Origin of the sequence: Halorubrum sp. C191 (assembly GCF_002727095.1) — an archaeon.
GTDB classification, from domain to species: Archaea; Halobacteriota; Halobacteria; order Halobacteriales; family Haloferacaceae; genus Halorubrum; species Halorubrum ezzemoulense.
The window spans coordinates 13,637-31,077 of the sequence record NZ_NHNZ01000099.1 but is presented as its reverse complement, the minus strand read 5'-3'; the positions used below and the strand labels follow the sequence as shown (position 1 = coordinate 31,077).

General features: G+C 68.5%; 18 protein-coding genes. 1 reads left to right on the top strand and 17 read right to left on the bottom strand.

Annotation, left to right across the window (positions count from 1 at the left end; all coding sequences use genetic code 11):
• Positions 1-158: 158 nt before the first annotated feature.
• The 17 genes from Z052_RS09295 to Z052_RS09215 all read right to left on the bottom strand — a co-directional run bounded on the left by Z052_RS09295 (position 159) and on the right by Z052_RS09215 (position 16,781).
• Positions 159-1,661 (bottom strand): NADH-quinone oxidoreductase subunit N, encoded by a 1,503-nt coding sequence (locus tag Z052_RS09295; protein WP_049931213.1) that lies wholly within the window; start codon positions 1,659-1,661, stop codon positions 159-161.
• The gene (locus Z052_RS09290; RefSeq protein ID WP_094580576.1) at positions 1,654-3,168 is read right to left on the bottom strand and encodes a NuoM family protein; all 1,515 of its coding nucleotides are present in this window, start codon (positions 3,166-3,168) and stop codon (positions 1,654-1,656) included. Before Z052_RS09290 ends, Z052_RS09295 begins: the two co-directional genes overlap by 8 nt.
• Before the next feature lie 14 nt (positions 3,169-3,182).
• Entirely contained in the window at positions 3,183-5,231 is a 2,049-nt protein-coding gene (gene nuoL, locus Z052_RS09285; RefSeq protein WP_049931216.1) for an NADH-quinone oxidoreductase subunit L, read from the bottom strand.
• Between the two features lies 1 nt (position 5,232).
• A complete protein-coding gene (gene nuoK, locus Z052_RS09280; protein WP_049931218.1) occupies positions 5,233-5,553 on the bottom strand; it encodes an NADH-quinone oxidoreductase subunit NuoK in 321 nt (106 codons plus the stop codon).
• Positions 5,550-5,909 (bottom strand): hypothetical protein, encoded by a 360-nt coding sequence (locus Z052_RS09275; protein WP_049931220.1) that lies wholly within the window; start codon positions 5,907-5,909, stop codon positions 5,550-5,552. The genes nuoK and Z052_RS09275 overlap by 4 nt, the downstream gene beginning before the upstream one ends.
• Positions 5,906-6,172 carry an NADH-quinone oxidoreductase subunit J gene (locus Z052_RS09270; protein ID WP_049931222.1) on the bottom strand — a complete coding sequence of 89 codons (267 nt, stop codon included), beginning with the start codon at positions 6,170-6,172 and terminating at the stop codon, positions 5,906-5,908. Before Z052_RS09270 ends, Z052_RS09275 begins: the two co-directional genes overlap by 4 nt.
• Before the next feature lie 49 nt (positions 6,173-6,221).
• On the bottom strand, positions 6,222-6,683 hold the full coding sequence (locus Z052_RS09265; protein WP_049931224.1) for an NADH-quinone oxidoreductase subunit I: 462 nt from the start codon (positions 6,681-6,683) through the stop codon (positions 6,222-6,224).
• A 1-nt stretch (position 6,684) separates the two neighbouring features.
• Positions 6,685-7,758, bottom strand: a complete 1,074-nt coding sequence (locus tag Z052_RS09260) for an NADH-quinone oxidoreductase subunit H (protein ID WP_049931226.1) — start codon at positions 7,756-7,758, stop codon at positions 6,685-6,687.
• Positions 7,758-9,422: an NADH-quinone oxidoreductase subunit D gene (locus tag Z052_RS09255; RefSeq protein ID WP_049931227.1), complete on the bottom strand. Its 1,665-nt coding sequence runs from the start codon at positions 9,420-9,422 to the stop codon at positions 7,758-7,760. The genes Z052_RS09260 and Z052_RS09255 overlap by 1 nt, the downstream gene beginning before the upstream one ends.
• Positions 9,419-10,117: an NADH-quinone oxidoreductase subunit B gene (locus Z052_RS09250; RefSeq protein ID WP_006113007.1), complete on the bottom strand. Its 699-nt coding sequence runs from the start codon at positions 10,115-10,117 to the stop codon at positions 9,419-9,421. Before Z052_RS09250 ends, Z052_RS09255 begins: the two co-directional genes overlap by 4 nt.
• The gene (locus tag Z052_RS09245; protein ID WP_004596397.1) at positions 10,117-10,533 is read right to left on the bottom strand and encodes an NADH-quinone oxidoreductase subunit A; all 417 of its coding nucleotides are present in this window, start codon (positions 10,531-10,533) and stop codon (positions 10,117-10,119) included. The genes Z052_RS09250 and Z052_RS09245 overlap by 1 nt, the downstream gene beginning before the upstream one ends.
• 393 nt (positions 10,534-10,926) lie before the next feature.
• Positions 10,927-11,535: a 5-(carboxyamino)imidazole ribonucleotide mutase gene (gene purE / locus Z052_RS09240; protein ID WP_086220038.1), complete on the bottom strand. Its 609-nt coding sequence runs from the start codon at positions 11,533-11,535 to the stop codon at positions 10,927-10,929.
• A gap of 77 nt (positions 11,536-11,612) precedes the next feature.
• The gene (locus Z052_RS09235) at positions 11,613-12,116 is read right to left on the bottom strand and encodes an NUDIX hydrolase (RefSeq protein ID WP_089307901.1); all 504 of its coding nucleotides are present in this window, start codon (positions 12,114-12,116) and stop codon (positions 11,613-11,615) included.
• 9 nt (positions 12,117-12,125) lie between these two features.
• Positions 12,126-13,292 carry a 5-(carboxyamino)imidazole ribonucleotide synthase gene (locus tag Z052_RS09230; RefSeq protein ID WP_099288987.1) on the bottom strand — a complete coding sequence of 389 codons (1,167 nt, stop codon included), beginning with the start codon at positions 13,290-13,292 and terminating at the stop codon, positions 12,126-12,128.
• 219 nt (positions 13,293-13,511) lie between these two features.
• Positions 13,512-14,246, bottom strand: a complete 735-nt coding sequence (locus Z052_RS09225; RefSeq protein WP_049931235.1) for a hypothetical protein — start codon at positions 14,244-14,246, stop codon at positions 13,512-13,514.
• A 96-nt stretch (positions 14,247-14,342) separates the two neighbouring features.
• On the bottom strand, positions 14,343-15,539 hold the full coding sequence (locus Z052_RS09220) for a hypothetical protein (RefSeq protein WP_094520758.1): 1,197 nt from the start codon (positions 15,537-15,539) through the stop codon (positions 14,343-14,345).
• Between the two features lie 138 nt (positions 15,540-15,677).
• Positions 15,678-16,781, bottom strand: coding sequence for an AI-2E family transporter (locus tag Z052_RS09215; RefSeq protein ID WP_094520757.1), 1,104 nt, complete (start codon positions 16,779-16,781; stop codon positions 15,678-15,680).
• A gap of 153 nt (positions 16,782-16,934) precedes the next feature.
• Between Z052_RS09215 and Z052_RS09210 the strand changes: the two genes are divergently transcribed.
• Positions 16,935-17,432 (top strand): NYN domain-containing protein, encoded by a 498-nt coding sequence (locus Z052_RS09210; RefSeq protein ID WP_049931242.1) that lies wholly within the window; start codon positions 16,935-16,937, stop codon positions 17,430-17,432.
• Positions 17,433-17,441: the final 9 nt, after the last annotated feature.

Genomic DNA, 17,441 nt, shown 5'->3' with positions numbered 1-17,441 from the left:
AACACAGTAACGGGGCGAACGAATGAGTATCTGTGGTCGGCGGTGCGGGGTTCGGCGACCGAAACCGCCCTCCGGGGCGCGGTGAGTGGTGACGCGGAGAACAGCGGAAACAGAAATCGACCGGCGGAACGGACCGCTCAGCGCTGCGGAGCCGCCGGTCAGAACAGCGCGGAGGCCGCCGCTTCGGCCGTCTCGATGACGGGCCCGAAGCCGGGCAGGAGCAGCACCGTCGCGACCGCCGCGAAGATGACCGCGGCGTACAGCGCCGTCGGCCGCACGTCGATCGCGTCGAGCGCGCTCGGCGACGCGGGGTCGTCCAGGAACAGCGCCTTCACGACCCGGCTGTAGTAGTACAGCGACACGACGCTGTTTATCGCGCCGAGCCCGGCGAGCCACAGGAAGCCGTTGTCGATGGCCGCCTGAAACAGGAAGTACTTCGAGAAGAACCCGGCGAATGGCGGGAGCCCCGCCAGCGAGAACATGAACACGGCCATCGCGACGGAGGCGACCGGCGCGCGCCGCCAGAGCCCCGCGTAGTCCGCGAAGGTGCGGCCGACGCCCCACCGCTCCGCCATCGCGACGAAGAGGAACGCGCCGGTGTTCATGAACCCGTAGACGAGCAGGTGCGCCATCGCGGCGCCCATGACGGTGCCGTTGGCGGGCCCGTCGACCGTGAGCGCGGCGACGCCGATGAGCGCGTATCCGGCGTGCCCGATCGAGGAGTAGGCCAACATCCGCTTGACCTCCTCCTGGACCGCGGCCGCGAAGTTACCGAGCGTCATCGTGACGGCCGCGAGGATCGCGAACGCGAGCATCCAGTCGACGTTCGCCGACGCCGCCATCTCCAGCGGGAACGCCTCGGTGAACACGCGGAACGCGACGACGAACCCGGCGGCCTTCGAGGCCGACGAGAGGAACGCGCTCACCGGCGCGGGCGCGCCCTCGTACGCCTCCGGCGCCCAGAAGTGGAACGGGACGGAGGCCGTCTTGAAGGCGACGCCGCCGATCATCATCACGACGCCGACGCCGAGCACGCCGGCCAGCCCGTCGATCGAGGCCGACGCGATGTCGGCGAGGATCAGCGAGCCCGTCGCGGCGTACACGAGCGAGATGCCGAACAGGAAGATAGCCGACGAGAGCGCGCCCACGAGGAAGTACTTCAGCCCCGCCTCGACGCTCCCGCGGTTCTGCTTGAGGTACGCGACGAGCACGTACGAGGGCAGCGACACCATCTCTAAGGCGACGAACACGACCGCGAGCGAGTTCGCGACCGCCAGAAGCGCCATGCCGGTCGCGGCGAACGTCACGAGCGAGTAGAACGCCGCTGGGTTGTCGTGGTCGTGGAAGTAGTCGTGGGCCGCGACGAGCACCAGCGCGGTCACCGACGCGAAGATGGCGGTGAAGAACAGCGACAGCGTGTCCACCTTCACCGCGTCCGCGAACAGCAACACCGCGCCGCCGTCCGGGCTCACACCGCCGCTGGCGGTGAGCCAGACGCTCGCCGCGAGCGCGGCGAGGGACCCGATCGCGCCGACGACCGCCATCGACGTGTTCGACCGCGCGTCCGGCCGGACCGTGTCGACCAAGAGCAGCGCGAGACCGGTGACGGCAAGCAGGAGCGCCGGCAGCAGCGCCGTCACGCCGGGCAGGCCGTTAACCATTGATCGTCACCCCCTCTACCACGGGTAGGGCAGCGTCGCGGATCATCTCGAAGAAGATGTCGGGCGCAACGCCGAGCACGATGATCGCCACCAGCAGCACCGCGAGCGGGGCGACGTCGTGGAACGGCGCGGGCCCCACGTCGTAGTCGGTCTCCAGTTCGAACGGACCGAACAGCGTACTCTGCATCGCCGACAGCAGGTAGCCGGCGACGATGACGATACCGAACATCGCGAGCGCCGTGAACACCGGCGCGTACGGGAGCGACGGGGCGGACAGCGAGCCGACGAAGATGAAGAACTCGCCCGCGAAGCCGGCCATCAGCGGGAGCCCCATGTAGCCGAACGCGCCGGCGACGAGGATCCCGACGGTGACCGGCATCCGGTCGGCCATGCCGCCCATGTCGCCGATCATCCGCGTGTGGGTCGTGTTGTAGATGACGCCGACCGCCATGAACATCAGTCCCGAGATGAGGCCGTGCGCGACCATCTGGAACGTCGCGCCGCCGACCCCGTACTCGGTGAACACGATGAGCCCGAGGATGACGTACCCCATCGACGAGACCGACGAGTACGCGACGATGCGCTTGAGGTCCTTCTGTGCGAGCGCCAGCATCGCGCCGTAGATGACGCTGATGACGGCGATCGCCGCGATCGGAACCGCGAGCATCGACGCCTGGTCGGGCAGCATCGTGAAGTTGAACCGGAGCAGCGCGTACGTCCCCATCTTCAGGAGGACGCCCGCCAGCAGCACCGACGCGGGGGTCGGCGCCTGAACGTGCGCGTCCGGCAGCCACGTGTGGAACGGCACGATCGGGACCTTCACCGCGAACCCGAGGAACATCGCGAGGAACGCGAACAGGGCGAGGCGGTCCGGCGCGATGCCGAACCACGTGCCCAAGTCACCCGCGGCGATCGCCTGCGCGATCTCGGGTAAGGCGAACGACGACACCGAGTCGCCGAGCGCGAACACGAGGCTCATGAAGCCGATGAACATCAGTAGCGACGCCGCGTTCGTGTACACGAAGAACTTGATCGCGGCGTACCTGCGGCGCGGACCGCCCCAGATCCCGATGAGGAAGTACATCGGGACCAGCACGGCCTCCCAGAAGACGAACCACAGGAAGAAGTCGAGCGCGGCGAACACGCCCAGCAGGTTCGCCTCCATGAACAGCATGAGCCCGTAGAACTGGCTCTGCCGCGAGTCCACGGGCGTCCACGCGCTGACGATCGCCAGCGGGACGAGGAACGTCGTGAGCACGAACAGCGGGAGGCTGATCCCGTCGAGGCCGACGAACCACGAGACGCTGCGGCCGCCGACTTCGAGCCACTCGATCTGCGTCGCGTACGCTATCTCCCCGCCCAGCAGGGCGTTGCCGCCGGCCTCGAAGCCGGACCACAGGTAGAGGCTGCCGACGAACGGGATCAGGCTGATCGCGAACGACAAGCGGCCGGCCCACTCGTCGGGCGCGAGGAACACGGTCAGCGCGCCGACGAAGGCGGCCGCCATGAGCGCTTCGAGTATCACAGGAACCACCCCCCGGTCGCGCCGAGCACGAGCAACAGCGCGACGAGTCCGAAGGTGAGCAGGGCGGCGTACTGCGAGACGATCCCCGACTGGAGCTGACGGATCCGACCGCCGCCGGTGAGGCTCACCGAGGAGACGCCGTTCACGACGCCGTCGATGATTCCCTGATCGAAGACGTTCGCGCCGCCCGCGACGTCTTCCGTGCGATACGCGAGCCAGACCTGCAGTTCGTCGAGGTAGTAGTTGTTGTACAGCACGTCTTTGATGCCGCCGAGCTTGGCGGTGTGTTCCGCGGGCGACGGCACGTTGTAGAGCCGCCAGGCGAGTCCGAGTCCGAGCAGCGCTAAGCCGAGCGAGACGGCCGCGCCGACGAGGACGGTCCCGGTCTCACCGCCGACGAGGTAGCCGCTGCTGTAGGGACCCAAGTCGGCGTAGTGGTGCGAGGAGAGGCCCTCGATGCCGCCCCAGTGGTTGTCGAGCCACAGGTGAAGCAGGTCGATCCCTTCGATGCCGAGGACCTTCTGGACCGGCACCATGTTGATGAACCCGGTGACGACCGCGAGCGAGCCGAGGACCGTCAGCGGCCCCTTCACGTTCCAGCGGACCGGGACGGGGTCGCGCGCGGTGTCGCTGCGGGGCTCGCCGTGGAAGGTCAGGAACACCATCCGGAAGGTGTAGAACGCGGTGACCGGCACCGCGAGCAGCCCCATCAGGTAGCCGCCGAGCAGCAGCGGGTCGTTGAGGCCGTGGACGAGCGCCTCGTAGAGGATTTCGTCTTTCGACCAGAAGCCAGCGAACGGGAAGATTCCCGCGAGCGCCAGCGACCCGGCGAGGAAGGTGTAGTAGGTGACGGGCAGCTTCGACTTCAGCCCGCCCATGTCCCACATGTCCTCGTTGTGGTGCATCGCGATGATGACCGACCCGGCGCCGAGGAACAGCAGCGCCTTGAAGAACGCGTGGGTGGTCAGATGGAAGACCGCGGCCACGTACCCGCCCGCGCCGAGCGCGAGCATCATGTACCCGTACTGGGAGATGGTGGAGTACGCGAGTACCTGCTTCAGCTCGTTTTTCACGAGCCCCATCGTCGCAGCGAACAGCGCCGTGAAGCCGCCGATGAAGGCGATGACCGCCATCGTCGTCGGCGTCAGCACGTAGAACCCGTACATCCGCGCGACGAGGTAGACGCCGGCCGCGACCATCGTCGCGGCGTGGATCAGCGCCGAGACGGGCGTCGGGCCCTCCATCGCGTCGGGGAGCCACGTGTGAAGCGGGAACTGCGCGGACTTCCCGACCACGCCGCCCAAGACGAGCAGGCCGACGACGGTCAGCCACGTCCCGAGTTCGACGCCGCCGGGCGTCCACGCGACCGAGCCGGAGCCGTTGAGCGCCGCGTCGGCGAGCGCCGGGAACGACTCCGGACCGGCGAACTGCGCCGTGCCGAAGGTGGCGAATACCGCGACGACGCCGACGAGGAAGAAGTAGTCGCCGAAGCGGGTGACGAGGAACGCCTTCTTCGCCGCCGACGGCGGGCCCGGCTCCCGGAAATTGAAGCCGATGAGCAGGTACGAGCAGAGCCCGACCAGCTCGAAGAACATGAACGCCATCAGGAGGTTGTCGGCGACGACGAACCCGAGCATCGAGGCCGTGAACAGACCGAGGCCGGCGTAGTAGCGCGGCAGGCCGGTCTCGCCCTCGTCGTTCATGTAGCCGAGCGAGAACACGTGGACGAGAAGCGCCACGAGCGTCACGATGACGAGCATGAGCGCCGACAGCGGGTCGATCAGGACGCCGAAGGAGAGCTCGATGTCCGTCGGGCCGATGCCGGCACCGCCCTCGCTCGCCCAGTAGTACAGCGTCTCGTTGTACGCCCGTCCGCCCGCGACGGTCGCCGCGACCCAGATCGACAGCAGGAACGAGCCCGCGGTCGCGGCGATACCGCCGAACGCGCCGCCCTTCGGGAGGTACCTGCCCGCGCCGAGCGCGACCAGGAACGAGAAGAACGGGAGGAGCACGATCGCCGGGACGTATGCGAATGCGTTCACCATCTTACCACCTCATCTCCGCGGGAACAGTCACGTCTGTCGTGCCGAAGTTACGGTATAACACGAGTATGATGCCGATGCCGATGGCGACCTCGGCGGCGGCGAGCGCGATGACGAACAGCGCGAACACCTGCCCCGTGAGGTCGCCGTAGTAGAGCGCGAACGCGACGAAGTTGATGTTGGCCGCGTTCATCATGAGCTCGACGCTCATGAGGAAGTACAGCGCGTTCCGGCGCGTCAGCACGCCGAACAGACCGACGCAGAAGACGGCCGCCGCCAGCAGCAGGTACCACGACGGCGGAATGGAGGACGCGACGGCGGTCACTGCCGGTCACCTCCGTCGCGTCCGCCGTCCGTGAACGCCTGTCCGACCGCCGAGATGACCGACCCGTCCTCCTCGCGTTTCGCGAGGTAGACGGCGCCGTCGACCGCGACATCGAGCGCGACCGCGGCGATCAGGAAGGCCGCGAGGAACCCCTCCGCGGGGATGGTCGCGATGTCGTACGCGCCGAGGTTGAACAGGGCGTACCCGAGGTTGTGGACGATCGAAGCGTCAGCCGGGAAGCCCACCTCCTCGAAGCCGAACGTCGCCGCGTTGATCGTCGCGGCCAGCACGGCGAACAGGGCGCCCACGGCGACCGCGGGGGCGATCCGCGACCCGCGGCTCTCGTCGTTGCTCACGCGCTACTCACCTCCGTTTCAGAATCAGATCGCGTGAGCATCACGGCGAACGTGACCAAGATGAGAACCCCGCCCACGTAGACGAGGATCTGCATGGCGGCGATAAACTCCGCCCGCAGCATCACGTAGTGCACCGCGACGCTCGTGAGGGCTCCGCCCAGTAGCAGCGCGGCGTGGAACACGTCGCGCGCCAGGACGACCCCGAGGGCGAACGCCAGCGTAACCGCGGCGAACAGCCCGAACGCGATGGTAGGATAAACCATTGTGTTTGTCTCCTATGAGAACCCCTTTGAAGATTTCGAGACGAGCCCGCTACTGGTAGTCGACCTCGCCGTCACCCTCCCCGATCCACGCGCCGCGATCGGGATTGCGGGACTCCAGCGGGTCGATCCCCTTGTACCACGGGACGTTCTTGAGCTGTTCTTTGTTGAACACGAAGTCGTCTTTCGTGTCGGCGGTGAACTCGAAGTTCTGCGTCAACAGGATCGCGTCGACGGGACAGACCTCCTCGCAGAGCCGGCAGTAGATGCACTGCCCGATGTGGAGGTTGTACTGCTCACCGTTGCGCTGGTCGTCCTGAACGATCTGGATCGTGTCGTTCGGACAGACGTTCTCGCACTGCCGACACCAGATACACCGTTCCTGGCTGAACTTGTGGACCCCGCGGAACCGCGGGCTCACTTCGGGCGCGTCCTCCGGGTATTCCACCGTGAACGTATTCCCGTCCAGCGCGTGCTTCATCGTCGTCGCCATGGATTTCATGAGTCCAATCATGTTACGCGATCACCCCCACGATTACGGCCGTGAGCACCAGGTTCGCGAACGACAGCACCAGCATTCCCTTCCAGCCGATTTCGATCAGCTGGTCGATACGGACGCGGGGCAGCGCCGCGCGGGCCCACTGCGTGAACAGGAAGAAGCCCCAGATCTTCACCACGAACCAGATGAAGCTGATACTCTCCGGACCGGGCCCGGAGGCCCCGCCGAGGAACGTCACGGCGAGGATCGCCCCGCCGAGGAAGATGTGGACGAACTCGCCGAGGTAGAAGAGGACGAAGTACGCCGAGGAGTACTCCGTCTGGTACCCGCCGACGATCTCGGTCGGCGCCTCGGGGATGTCGAACGGATTCCGCCCGATCTCCGCCATGTTCGCCGTGAGGAACAGCACGAACGCGAACGGGTTCACGAGGGCGTACCACGACGGGATCGAGACGCCGGCGATCGTCACGAGCGTCTCCGTCTGCGCGCCGACGACGCCGCTCATCTGGAGCGTGCCGGAGAAGATCACGACCGACATCGCCGTGACGATGAGCGGGATCTCGTACGCGAGGTTCTGCGCGACAGCGCGGAGACCGCCGAGGAGCGAGTACTTGTTGTTCGACGCGTAGCCGGCCATCACCAGCGAGACCGAGGCGATCGACGCGAACGCGAACACCAGCGCGAACCCGACCTCGGGGTCCGCGAGGTGGAGGTTGATCGGACCGAGCTGGCCCATCGGGATCACGGAGAAGCCGAGCAGCGCCGACGACGGCAGGATGATCGGCGCGATGTCCCACGAAGGGCGGTCGACGCCCTCGGGGATGATCAGCTCCTTCGCGAGGAGCTGGATCGCGGCCGCCGGGATGATGAGCAGGCCGAACGGGCCGATCCGGTCGACCGCGATCCGGTCGGTGAACGCCGCCGTGATCTTCCGTTTCGCCCACGGGCCCGCGACGCCCGTGAACGCGAGGATGATGTTTCCGACGACGAAGGCGGCGACCAGCGAGGCCGCGACCTCGCCGATGACGCTGTCGAGCCCGAGCGTGTCGACGATGAACTCGGGGAACAGCTGTGCGGGGGCCGTACCCATCAGCGGTCCACCTCCCCGAGAACGACGTCGAGGCTACCGAGGGCCGCGATGACGTCGGGGATGTACTCCCCGTTCGCCATCTCCGGCAGCGTCTGGAGGTTCGAGAAGCACGGCGACCGGATCTTGAACCGCGCCGGCTTGTCCGTGCCGTCCGCGCGGATGTAGATGCCGAGTTCGCCCTTCGCGCCCTCGACGGCGCGGTAGATCTCCGTGTCGTCGTCCGGGCGCAGCGTGCGCGGCACGTTCGCCTGGATGTTGCGCTCGTCTTCGGGCCAGTCCTCGAGCAGGTCGACGCACTGCTCGATGATCTTCGCGGACTCCTCGACCTCGCGCATCCGGACGAGCAGGCGGCTGAAGTTGTCGCCGCCGTCCTCGGTGACGACGTCCCAATCGAGCTCGTCGTAGTAGCCGTACGGGTCGTCGCGGCGGAGGTCGTAGTCGACCCCCGAGCCGCGGGCGACGGGGCCGGTCGCGCCGTAGTTCTTCGCGACCTCCGGCGGCAGGATGCCCGTGTCGATGGTCCGCATCTGGAACACCTCGTTCGAGGTGATCAGGTTGTGGTACTCCTCGACGGACTCCGGGAGCTGGTCGAGGAAGTCCCGGGTCTTCGAGAAGAACTCCTCGCGCGGTTCCGGCAGGTCCCAGACGACCCCGCCGAGCCGGAAGTAGTTGAACATCAGCCGCTGGCCCGTCAGGTCCTCCAAGAGGTTCTGGACGCGCTCGCGGTCGTTGATGGCGTACATGAACGTCGCCGTGAAGTCGCCGTTGATGTCGAGCGCGAACGTCGCGAGCGCGAGCATGTGCGCGGCGATCCGGCACATCTCCGCGCCCATCGTCCGAATGACCTGCGCGTACTCGGGCACCTCGATGTCCGCGAGGTCCTCGGCCGCGCGGGCGTACGCCCACTCGTTGAGCAGGCCCGCCGAGATGTAGTCCCAGCGGTCGGGGTACGGCATGATCTGGTGGCGGTACGTCCCGGACTGCGCCATCTGCTCCTCGCTGCGGTGGAGGTAGCCGATGTCTGGCTCAACGTCGGCGACCTGCTCGCCGTCGAGCACCGTCTTCAGGTGGAGGACGCCGTGGGTCGCGGGGTGGTGCGGCCCGATGTTGAGGAACATCGTGTCGGACTCGGCGTCCTTGTGGTGGTCCTCCAGCGGGTTCGCGTGCTCCGGCAGCGTGGCGATCTGCGGCCGGTCCTTGTCGTAGTCCATCGACAGGGGGTGGCCCTGCCACGTCTCGGGGAGCAGGATCCGACGGAGGTCGGGGTGGTCGTCGTACTCGATCCCGATCAGGTCGTACGCCTCCCGCTCGTGCCAGTCGGCCGTGCGGAAGACGGGCTCGGCCGACTCGGAGACGGGGTCGTCCTTGTCGGCGGGCACGACGATGCTGACCTCTTGGGTCGGATCGTCGTACTTCTTCAGGTGGTAGATGGACTCGTAGCGGTTCTCGTACTCCTGTGCGGAGACCACGGAGAGGTGGTCGTACCCCGCCTGCTCTTTCAGGGTCCGAAGCGTTTCCTGAACGGTGTCCGGGCGGATGACGAACCCGGGCGCGTTCAGATGGTCGTCGCGGTCGACGACGAGGTCGCCGAGCAGCGCCTCCAGCTCGTCGGGGGTGCGCTCGACGGCGTCGTCGTCGACTCTGTCTGGTCGTTCGAGGCTCATGGCGAATCAGCGAAGTTGTACCGCATGACGAGTTCGTCGTCGTCGATCTGGTCGGCCAGCTTGTCGACGAGCTCGTCGCGTTCGAGGTCCGAGAACTCCTCCAGCTCGTACGGCTTGACGGTGACGGGCGCGGCCTCGCCGTTGGCGACGCGCTCCTGTAGTTTCACGACGCCGTACACGAGCGCCTCGGGGCGGGGCGGGCAGCCGGGGACGTGGATGTCGATCGGGATGACCTCCTCGGCGCCCTTGATCACGTTGTACCCCTCCTGGAACGGGCCGCCGGAGATGGTACACGAGCCCATGCCGACGACGAACTTCGGCTCGGGCATCTGGTCGTAGACGCGCTTCATCCGCGGAGCGAACTTCGAGACGATCGTCCCGGGGACGATCATCACGTCGGCCTGCCGCGGCGAGGCGCGGGGGACGCCCGACCCGAAGCGGTCGAGGTCGTGTTTCACCGCGTAGGTGTGCATCATCTCGATGCTACAGCAGGCGATACCGAACTGTAGCATGAACATCGAGGAGCCCCGACACCAGTTCAGGAACTTGTCGAACTTGGTGAGGATGAACGGCGAGGAGCCGAACGCCTCGCGGAGCCGGGAGTTGAACCGGTCCCCCTGCCCGGTCATCCGGGCGTCCCTCGTCTCGGTTACGACCTGCGATTCGTCGGTGATAAACGGTTGATCGCTGCTCATTAGTTGATGTCCTCCGTCGTTTTTCTGCTGGTCGCGCGGGGGCTGCGGGCCCAGCTGATCGCCCCCGACCGCCACGCCCAGACGAGTCCGACCGCGAGTATTCCGACGAAGGCCAACATCGGCCACAGCAGGTCGGCCATCGGCACGCCGGCCTGGACGGCCGGGCGGTAGATGACAGCCCACGGGAACAGCAACACGGTCTCGATGTCGAACACGACGAACAACAGCGCGACCATGTAGTACTGGATGTTGAACCGGATGCGGGTTCCGCCCGTCGGGGTCTCGCCGGACTCGTAGGTGGTACTTTTACCGGTCTCAGGCACGCTCGGACGGAGCAGCGCCGACACTGTCATCATCGCTATCGGGATGAGCAGGCCGACGACCGCCAAGGCGCCAATCGCTATCCAATCGCTCATATAGGTCTCCGTAACGTGCTGGGGTTTGGACCGCCCCCTCATAAGCGTTGAGTCTTGTGCGTCCCCGCGTGTGCGGGCCGGTACCGGCCGTTCGCGGTCGAAGCGACGCCGAAGCGACCGAGAGTCCTCGATCGGCCCTCGATCGTGAACCCGCGTGCGAGTGGGGAGGGGGACGGCGATTCGGTGGGAGACGAGGCATCCGGTTTTATAAACCGACGCGCGGTCGCGGTGGCGCGTGCCTACGAGCGGGACGGAGGCTCGCGAGGCAGCACGCGCGATGGAGCGGTGAGCGCTCGGAGAGCGCGAACAGCGAGGCTGGGGAGGCGTGAGGCACGGTACGGTCGCGGTCGAGGGAGACGCGAGTGGGCGGCCACGGAGCGGACGGACCCCCCCTCACCGGTCGCGGAACCCGTCGATACCGAGGTCGTGGAGGTCGGCGGAAACGTCCGCGACGCCCGCTTTCTGCCCGTCGTGGAGGTCGAGCAGTCGCTCTTCGACCTCGTCGTGTTCGCGCGCGAGCACCTGCGCCGCCGACAGCGCTGCGTTGTACGACTTCCCGGCGTCGACGGCGACGATCGGGGCCCCGGTCGGCATGCCGATCACGGAGTCGACCGACTTCTCTTGAACCGGCACGCCGATCACGGGGACCGGATACGCGATCGAGGCGGTCATGTTCGGCAGGTCCGCGGACTTCCCGCCCGCGCCCGCGACGATCACGTCCAGCCCGCGGGCCGTCGCCGTCTCCCCGTACGCGTACATCAGCTCCGGCGTCCGGTGCGCGGAGACGACGTAGCTCTCGTAGGTGAACCGCGCGTCCGGCGCGTCGCCGAAGTCGGTCTGCTCCGCGAAGCCGAGGTCCTCGAGCGCCTCGTAGGCGCCCTCCATGACGGGGAGGTCCGAGTCGGAGCCCATGATGATCCCCACGTCGGGGGTGGTCGACGGGTCGGCGTCCGCCGCAGCCTCCGATTCGAGCCGCTCGATCAGGTCGTCTACCGTGGTCATGATCGGGCGTTCGGCGGAGGGCTACAAGGAACTCCCGGATGCGGCGACGCCGGTGTGCTCCGTCTCCCGGACGGCGTTCAGAGGTACGGGCGGAGCAGGGCGCCGTCGTGGAGGGCGGCCGGGACAGCCTCGAACCACCGCGCGGCGCGGATCTCGTCGGGAGAGACACCGAGACCGGCGGCGTCAGGAATACGCCCCGCGGCGCGGGCCGCGTAGACGACGTACTCAGCCTCGAACGCGACCGCACCGCCCTCGGCGCCGACGTACGACTGCTCGAAGACGACGACCGGGTCGTCGATCGCCGCGTCGAGTCCCGTCTCCTCGCGGACCTCCCGCGCCGCCGCGGTCGGGGGCGACTCGTCGGGTTCGACCGCGCCGCCCGGAAGGACCCACCCGTCCGACCACGAGGTCTTCACGAGCGCAATCCGACCGTCGGGGTCGCGGACGCGGGCGGCGGCGGTCAAGCCGGTTCCCGCCTCCGCCCACTCCCGAAGGGCCTCGATCCGCTCTTCCGGGAGCCGGATCGACTGCGACTCGCGAGGGGCGCCTGGCGCGACGCCGCCGGGAGCGTTGTCAGACATCGAGGCGAGCTACGCGTCGCGGAACGTCAGTCCGTCCCGGAGTTCTCGCGCGTGTGAGAGCAGCGCGTCGCGGTCGGCCCCGTCGTCGCTTCCGCCTGTCACGGTCAGATGCCCCATCTTCCGGAGCGGGTACACGTCGTCTTTGCCGTACCAGTGGAGGTCGGCGTCGGGCGCGGAGAGGACGGACTCGACGTTCCGGAGCGTCGCCGGTCCGGTCGCCTCTGCGTCACCGAGGACGTTCGCCGTGACCGCGGGCGCGACGAGGTCGGTCGGGCCGAGCGGCCACCCCAGCACGGCGCGGACGTGGTTCTCGAACTGCGAGGTGCGCGCGCCCTCGATCGTCCAGTGCCCGGAGTTGTGCGGGCGCGGCGCGATCTCGTTGACCAACACCTCCCCCTCGCGGGTCTCGAACAGTTCGATCCCGTAGACGCCCCGGCCGTCGAGGACCGCCAGTACGTCGCGGGCGACCGACTCCGCCTCGGCGACGACCGCGTCGTCGGCGCGGGCGGGACTGACGCTCTCGCGGAGGATCTCCTCGCGGTGGACCGTCTCCGTGACCGGGTACGTCCGCGTCTCGCCGTCGGCGCCTTTCAGGCCCATCACGGCGATCTCACGCTCGAAGTCGAGGAACTCCTCGGCCATCGCCGCGCCGCCGATCTGGTCGAGCGCGGCGGCCGCCTCGTCGGGCGTCTCGACCGGGACGTTCCCGCGGCCGTCGTAGCCGCCCTCGCGGGCCTTCAGCATGACGCCGCCGAACTCCTCGACGACGCGTTCGAGCCCCCCGGCGGTGGCGACCGCGACGAACTCGGGGACCGGGATCCCCGCGTCGGCGAGCGCCTCCTTCTGGACCAGCTTATCCTGAATCGTCTCCAGCGTGGCCGGGTCGGGGTGGACCGGCACGTCGTGGTCCTCGCTCGCGGCCGCGAGGACCGCCGGGTCCGCGAGCTCGATCTCGAAGGTCAGGGCGTCGACGCGGGCCGCCAGTTCGCCGATCGCGTCCGCGTCGTCGAAGTCCGCGACGATCTGGTCGGCCGCGACGGGCGCCGCCGGACAGTCGGGCGTCGGGTCCAACACGACGAGGTCGACGCCGAGCGGCGCGGCGGCCTCGGCCAGCATTCGGCCGAGCTGGCCGCCGCCGACAACGCCGAGCGTCGGCCCCGGAAGAGTGATCGACATGTGCGGGTCGGTACCCAACAGAGATGAATAAGTATTGCCAATCGACCCGTCGAATACACACAGATACGGATCAAAGCCGAGAGAGCTGCCTCGGTGCGTCGGAAGGACGGACGGGACGAACAGACAGGCTGAGCGGGGGCCGAAGGGGACGGACCGACGAGCCGAACGAGGGGCGGACGGGACGAACCGACAGGCCGAGCGAGGGGCTGGGAGGGCGAGTCAGACGGAGATCCGTTCGAGGTCGCTCTCGAGTTCGTCGACGAACTCGTTGTACGTCTCGACGAAGCCGCGGAACCGGTCGGCGTACTCCCGGACGTCGGCCGCGGAGGGGGCGCCGTACTGCGAGAGGAGGTAGAGCCCGCCGGACCCCCCGATCCGGAGGTACGAGACGGCCCCCTCGTCGTGTTTTAGCTCCCAGCGGTCGCCCTTGACGCGCGCGGTGAACGTCCCGTAATCGTCTCCCTCGTACCGGTGTATCTCCCCGGCGATCACCGCGCAGGTGTCGCGGATCTCGTCGAGGACGCGGTCGCGCTCGGCCACCACGCCCTCGGTGGTCGCCGGCTCTGGGAACTCCGCGCTCACGCCGTCGAGGACGCCCGAGAGCGAGTCGACGTGCTCGTTCCACGCGGCAACGAACGCCGCGTAGTCGTCGAGCGCGGTCGAAAGCGCCGCCGGCTCCGGCGGCTGCTTCGTCGAGATCACGTACGTGTCCGAGCCCGACTTCGGCGAGAACAGGAGGAACTCCAGCTCGCCAGCCTCGTGTTTTACCGTCCACTCGCCGCCGGGCGTCGAGAGCGTTTCGCGCCCGTAGTCGCCGCCCTGAAGCCGCGCGAGCTGGTAGGCGATCCGCCCCGCGTGGTCGCGCACGGCGGCGACTATCTCGTCGCGGCGCTCCGCGACGGCCGCGGCGTCGCGCACGTCGAGGTCGATTCCGAGGTCTGCCTGCGTCGTCACGGGTTCACTGGGCGCGCCACTCGGTTAACCGGTTCGGGTCGGGGTCCGGTCCGCGGTCGTCTATCTACGCTTCCCCGCCGATCAGCGGCGGCGCAGTCACTCGATCGTCTCGCGTATCGCTCGAATCCGCTCCGGCTCGTCGAGCCCCGAACGGATCACGACCGCCGAGACGGCGTCGCCGTCGGCGACCGGTGCGTCGCCGCTCAGTATCGCGTCCGAGCCGGTCTCGTCGGCGAGCCAGCGCCGCCCGTCGGCGATCGCCTCTCGGTTGAGCCACGCGGGCGGGCCGCCGACCACGAGGAGGGTCCGGTCGGCGCGCCCGCCGGCGACCTCGATCGTGTTCTTCCCGCGGGTCGCCTTCCGGATGACCGTCTCGATCGCCGACACCGCGGCGCTCGTGTCCACCTCGGCGGGCTCATCGGAGCCGAACAGCCCGAGCCCGAATCGGGACCCCGAGTCGGGCGGGTCCACCGCCTGCGTCGCGTGGCCGATCGCCGCGATCTCGCCGTCGCTCCCCACGGCGCGCGCGATATCGCTCGCGTCGAGCACCTGCTGTGGCGTCTCCGTTCCGTCCGGCGTCTCGCCGGCGCCGAACAGCGCCGCGATCCGTTCGGCGGCGACCTCGTTCAGTCGCCCGCGGGCGTCCCCGAGCGTCTCTCTAGATCGGATCCACGCCGCGTTGTCGAAGGGGAAGACCGCCGCGCAGCGGTCCGAGAGCGCGTCGAGCGTCCGCGCGGCGTTCCGCTCGGCCAGCGGCCGATGGAGCGTCGGCGGCGCCGGATCGCCGCCCGGTCCCGCAGCATTGGCCCCGTCGGTAGGCGCGCCCGCGGGGCCGTCAGACGCGCTCGCGGGACCGCCGTCGTCCGGTTCCTCCGTCTCGCCCGGCGTCGGGAGGAATCCGAAGGCGTAGACGGGGGCGTCGTAGAGCCGGGAGAGCTCCTCGGCGAGCGCAGGGGCCGCGCCCGCGCCGGCCGCGCCGCCGAGGCCGACGACGAGCAGGAACGCCTCCGCGAGGGAGGGCCGCTGGTCGTCCAGCGCCCTGCCGAGTTCGCTCGCGTGGGCGTCGCCGAGCCGGCGGCCCGCGTGGAGGTCGCCGCCGAGCCCGTCCCCGCCCGCGGCGTCGCCGAACCGGTACCGACGCTCCTCGCCGAGGGCGTCCAGCGCCCCGAGCGCGTCGATGTCCGTGTCGAAGGCGTGAACGCCCGCGAGGAACGGATCGCCGCCGCGGTCGGCGGCGAGTCGGTCGGCGATCCGCCCCCCGGCCCCGCCGAGGCCGATGACGTGTAGTCGCATACGTACCCCGGTCGTCGACCGGGGATAAATGACTTCGGCTCGCCGCGGCCGACGGGTTAGACGGCCGAGTGGTCCGACGACCGCGCGCTCGACACACCGGGGCCCGCGAGGACTCAGAATTCGGGGCCCCGCGACGACTCAGAATTCGTCAAGCCGACGCTGGCCGGCGGGGACCTCGGACCGCGGGTCCGGCTCCACGCCGAGCAGGCGCAACAGCGCGGTGTCCGCGAACGTCAGCGCCAACACGAGGATGATCGGCGCGAGGAACAGGCCGTGGAAGCCGAACACGACCGGGCCGAAGATGTACGCGAGCATGAGCAGCCCGACGTGCGTCGTCTCGCCGCTGAAGTACGGTCGGAGGACGATGTCCGGGACGGTGTCGACGACCACGACCGCGACGGCGAGGAACCCGGCGACGTAGACGAGCAGCGAGACCTCGCCGTCGAGCGCGACGGGGACAGACATCGCCGCCGCGAGCGGGATGTAGACGATCTTCATGCCGATCACGGGGATCAGACTGGCGACGCCGGTGAGCGCGCCCGCGAGCGTCGGGTACGGGATCTCGACCGCGGCGGGGGCGACCGCGTTGTACCCGAGATAGGTGACGACCGCGATGACCCCGATGGCGATCACGTTGAGGAGGTTCCCGTACAGCACCGCCTCCAGTTCTGCGTCGGCGGTCTCGAGGTACTCGCGGACGATCGCGTCGTCGTCGAAGCTGAGCAGCCAGTCGTGGAACTTGTCGCCGTCGATGAGCAGGTAGTAGGTGACGACCACGGTGATGAGCAGGTTCAGGGCGAGCCCGGAGACCGTGCTCGCTAGGAGCGACGCCTGCTCGGAGACGAGGTCGATGAGCGGGTCGAACTGCCCGGAGCGGTACGCGGTGAGCAGTTCGTCGGCCGTCGGGTTCGACAGCTCCGCGAGGTCCCCGATCACCGAGTTCTCCGCGCCGATGGTGTCCGCCACGGGGTACTGTTCGATGAACCGCCGCGCCTCCAGGATTAGCAACACCAGCGTGTAGCTCACCAGGCCGATGAGCGGGACGCCGATGAGCGACAGCGACACGACCGCGCGCACCCGAGACGGGAGCCGGAAGCGTTCGAGCCGGTGGTAGAAGCGCCGCGTCGAGTAGTAGAGGAAGACGGCGACGGTGAGCGGGGCGACGAACCGATAAGCCACGTAACCGGCGACGATCGCGACCGCGAGGCCGAAGAGGGCGACGACGAACCGCTTCTCGTCCATGGGCCACGGTCTTCAGGCCTCGGTATAAACTATGGTGGTCGTAACGGTCCCGTCCGCCGGGACCGCACGGGGAGTCGTGCGCGACGGGACCGACCGCGGGTGGCGGTCGCGCCGATCCCAAAACCCCTAACGGCGGGGGGTGAATGGAGACCCATGACCGACATTCACCCGGACCAGCGCGTCGCGGTGCTGGCGGACTCACAGAACCTGTATCACTCGGCACAGAGCTTCTACTCGCGGAACATCGACTACTCCGGCCTCCTCGACGGGGCCGTCGCGGACCGGTCGCTGGTCCGCGCTATCGCGTACGTGATCCGCGCCGACTCCCCCGAGGAGGAGAGCTTCTTCGAGGCGCTCCGCGACATCGGCTTCGAGACGAAGATCAAGGAGATCAAGACGTTCGCGGACGGCTCGAAGAAGGCCGACTGGGACCTCGGGATGAGCCTCGACGCCGTCTCGCTCGCGAGCCACGTCGACACCGTCGTCCTCTGTACCGGCGACGGCGACTTCGCCCGGCTCTGCTCGCACCTCCGTCACGAGGGGGTCCGGGTGGAGGCGATGGGGTTCGGCAACTCCGCCGCCGACGAGCTGATCGAGGCCGCCGACGACTTCGTCGACCTCGCGGAGGACGAGGAGAAGTTCCTGTTGTAGGAGCCACCC

What these genes read in the sequence shown, in the direction of transcription:
- Z052_RS09210 (WP_049931242.1), top strand. Translation starts at nt 16,935, where the DNA reads ATGACCGACATTCACCCGGACCAGCGCGTCGCGGTGCTGGCGGACTCA.
- Z052_RS09255 (WP_049931227.1), bottom strand. Translation starts at nt 9,422, where the DNA reads ATGAGCCTCGAACGACCAGACAGAGTCGACGACGACGCCGTCGAGCGC.
- Z052_RS09245 (WP_004596397.1), bottom strand. Translation starts at nt 10,533, where the DNA reads ATGAGCGATTGGATAGCGATTGGCGCCTTGGCGGTCGTCGGCCTGCTC.
- nuoL (WP_049931216.1), bottom strand. Translation starts at nt 5,231, where the DNA reads ATGGTGAACGCATTCGCATACGTCCCGGCGATCGTGCTCCTCCCGTTC.
- Z052_RS09290 (WP_094580576.1), bottom strand. Translation starts at nt 3,168, where the DNA reads ATGGCGGCCGCCTTCGTCGGCGCGCTGACCGTGTTCCTCGCGCCCGAC.
- Z052_RS09270 (WP_049931222.1), bottom strand. Translation starts at nt 6,172, where the DNA reads ATGGTTTATCCTACCATCGCGTTCGGGCTGTTCGCCGCGGTTACGCTG.
- purE (WP_086220038.1), bottom strand. Translation starts at nt 11,535, where the DNA reads ATGACCACGGTAGACGACCTGATCGAGCGGCTCGAATCGGAGGCTGCG.
- Z052_RS09215 (WP_094520757.1), bottom strand. Translation starts at nt 16,781, where the DNA reads ATGGACGAGAAGCGGTTCGTCGTCGCCCTCTTCGGCCTCGCGGTCGCG.
- Z052_RS09230 (WP_099288987.1), bottom strand. Translation starts at nt 13,292, where the DNA reads ATGTCGATCACTCTTCCGGGGCCGACGCTCGGCGTTGTCGGCGGCGGC.
- Z052_RS09235 (WP_089307901.1), bottom strand. Translation starts at nt 12,116, where the DNA reads ATGTCTGACAACGCTCCCGGCGGCGTCGCGCCAGGCGCCCCTCGCGAG.
- Z052_RS09220 (WP_094520758.1), bottom strand. Translation starts at nt 15,539, where the DNA reads ATGCGACTACACGTCATCGGCCTCGGCGGGGCCGGGGGGCGGATCGCC.
- Z052_RS09265 (WP_049931224.1), bottom strand. Translation starts at nt 6,683, where the DNA reads ATGATTGGACTCATGAAATCCATGGCGACGACGATGAAGCACGCGCTG.
- Z052_RS09295 (WP_049931213.1), bottom strand. Translation starts at nt 1,661, where the DNA reads ATGGTTAACGGCCTGCCCGGCGTGACGGCGCTGCTGCCGGCGCTCCTG.
- Z052_RS09250 (WP_006113007.1), bottom strand. Translation starts at nt 10,117, where the DNA reads ATGAGCAGCGATCAACCGTTTATCACCGACGAATCGCAGGTCGTAACC.
- Z052_RS09260 (WP_049931226.1), bottom strand. Translation starts at nt 7,758, where the DNA reads ATGGGTACGGCCCCCGCACAGCTGTTCCCCGAGTTCATCGTCGACACG.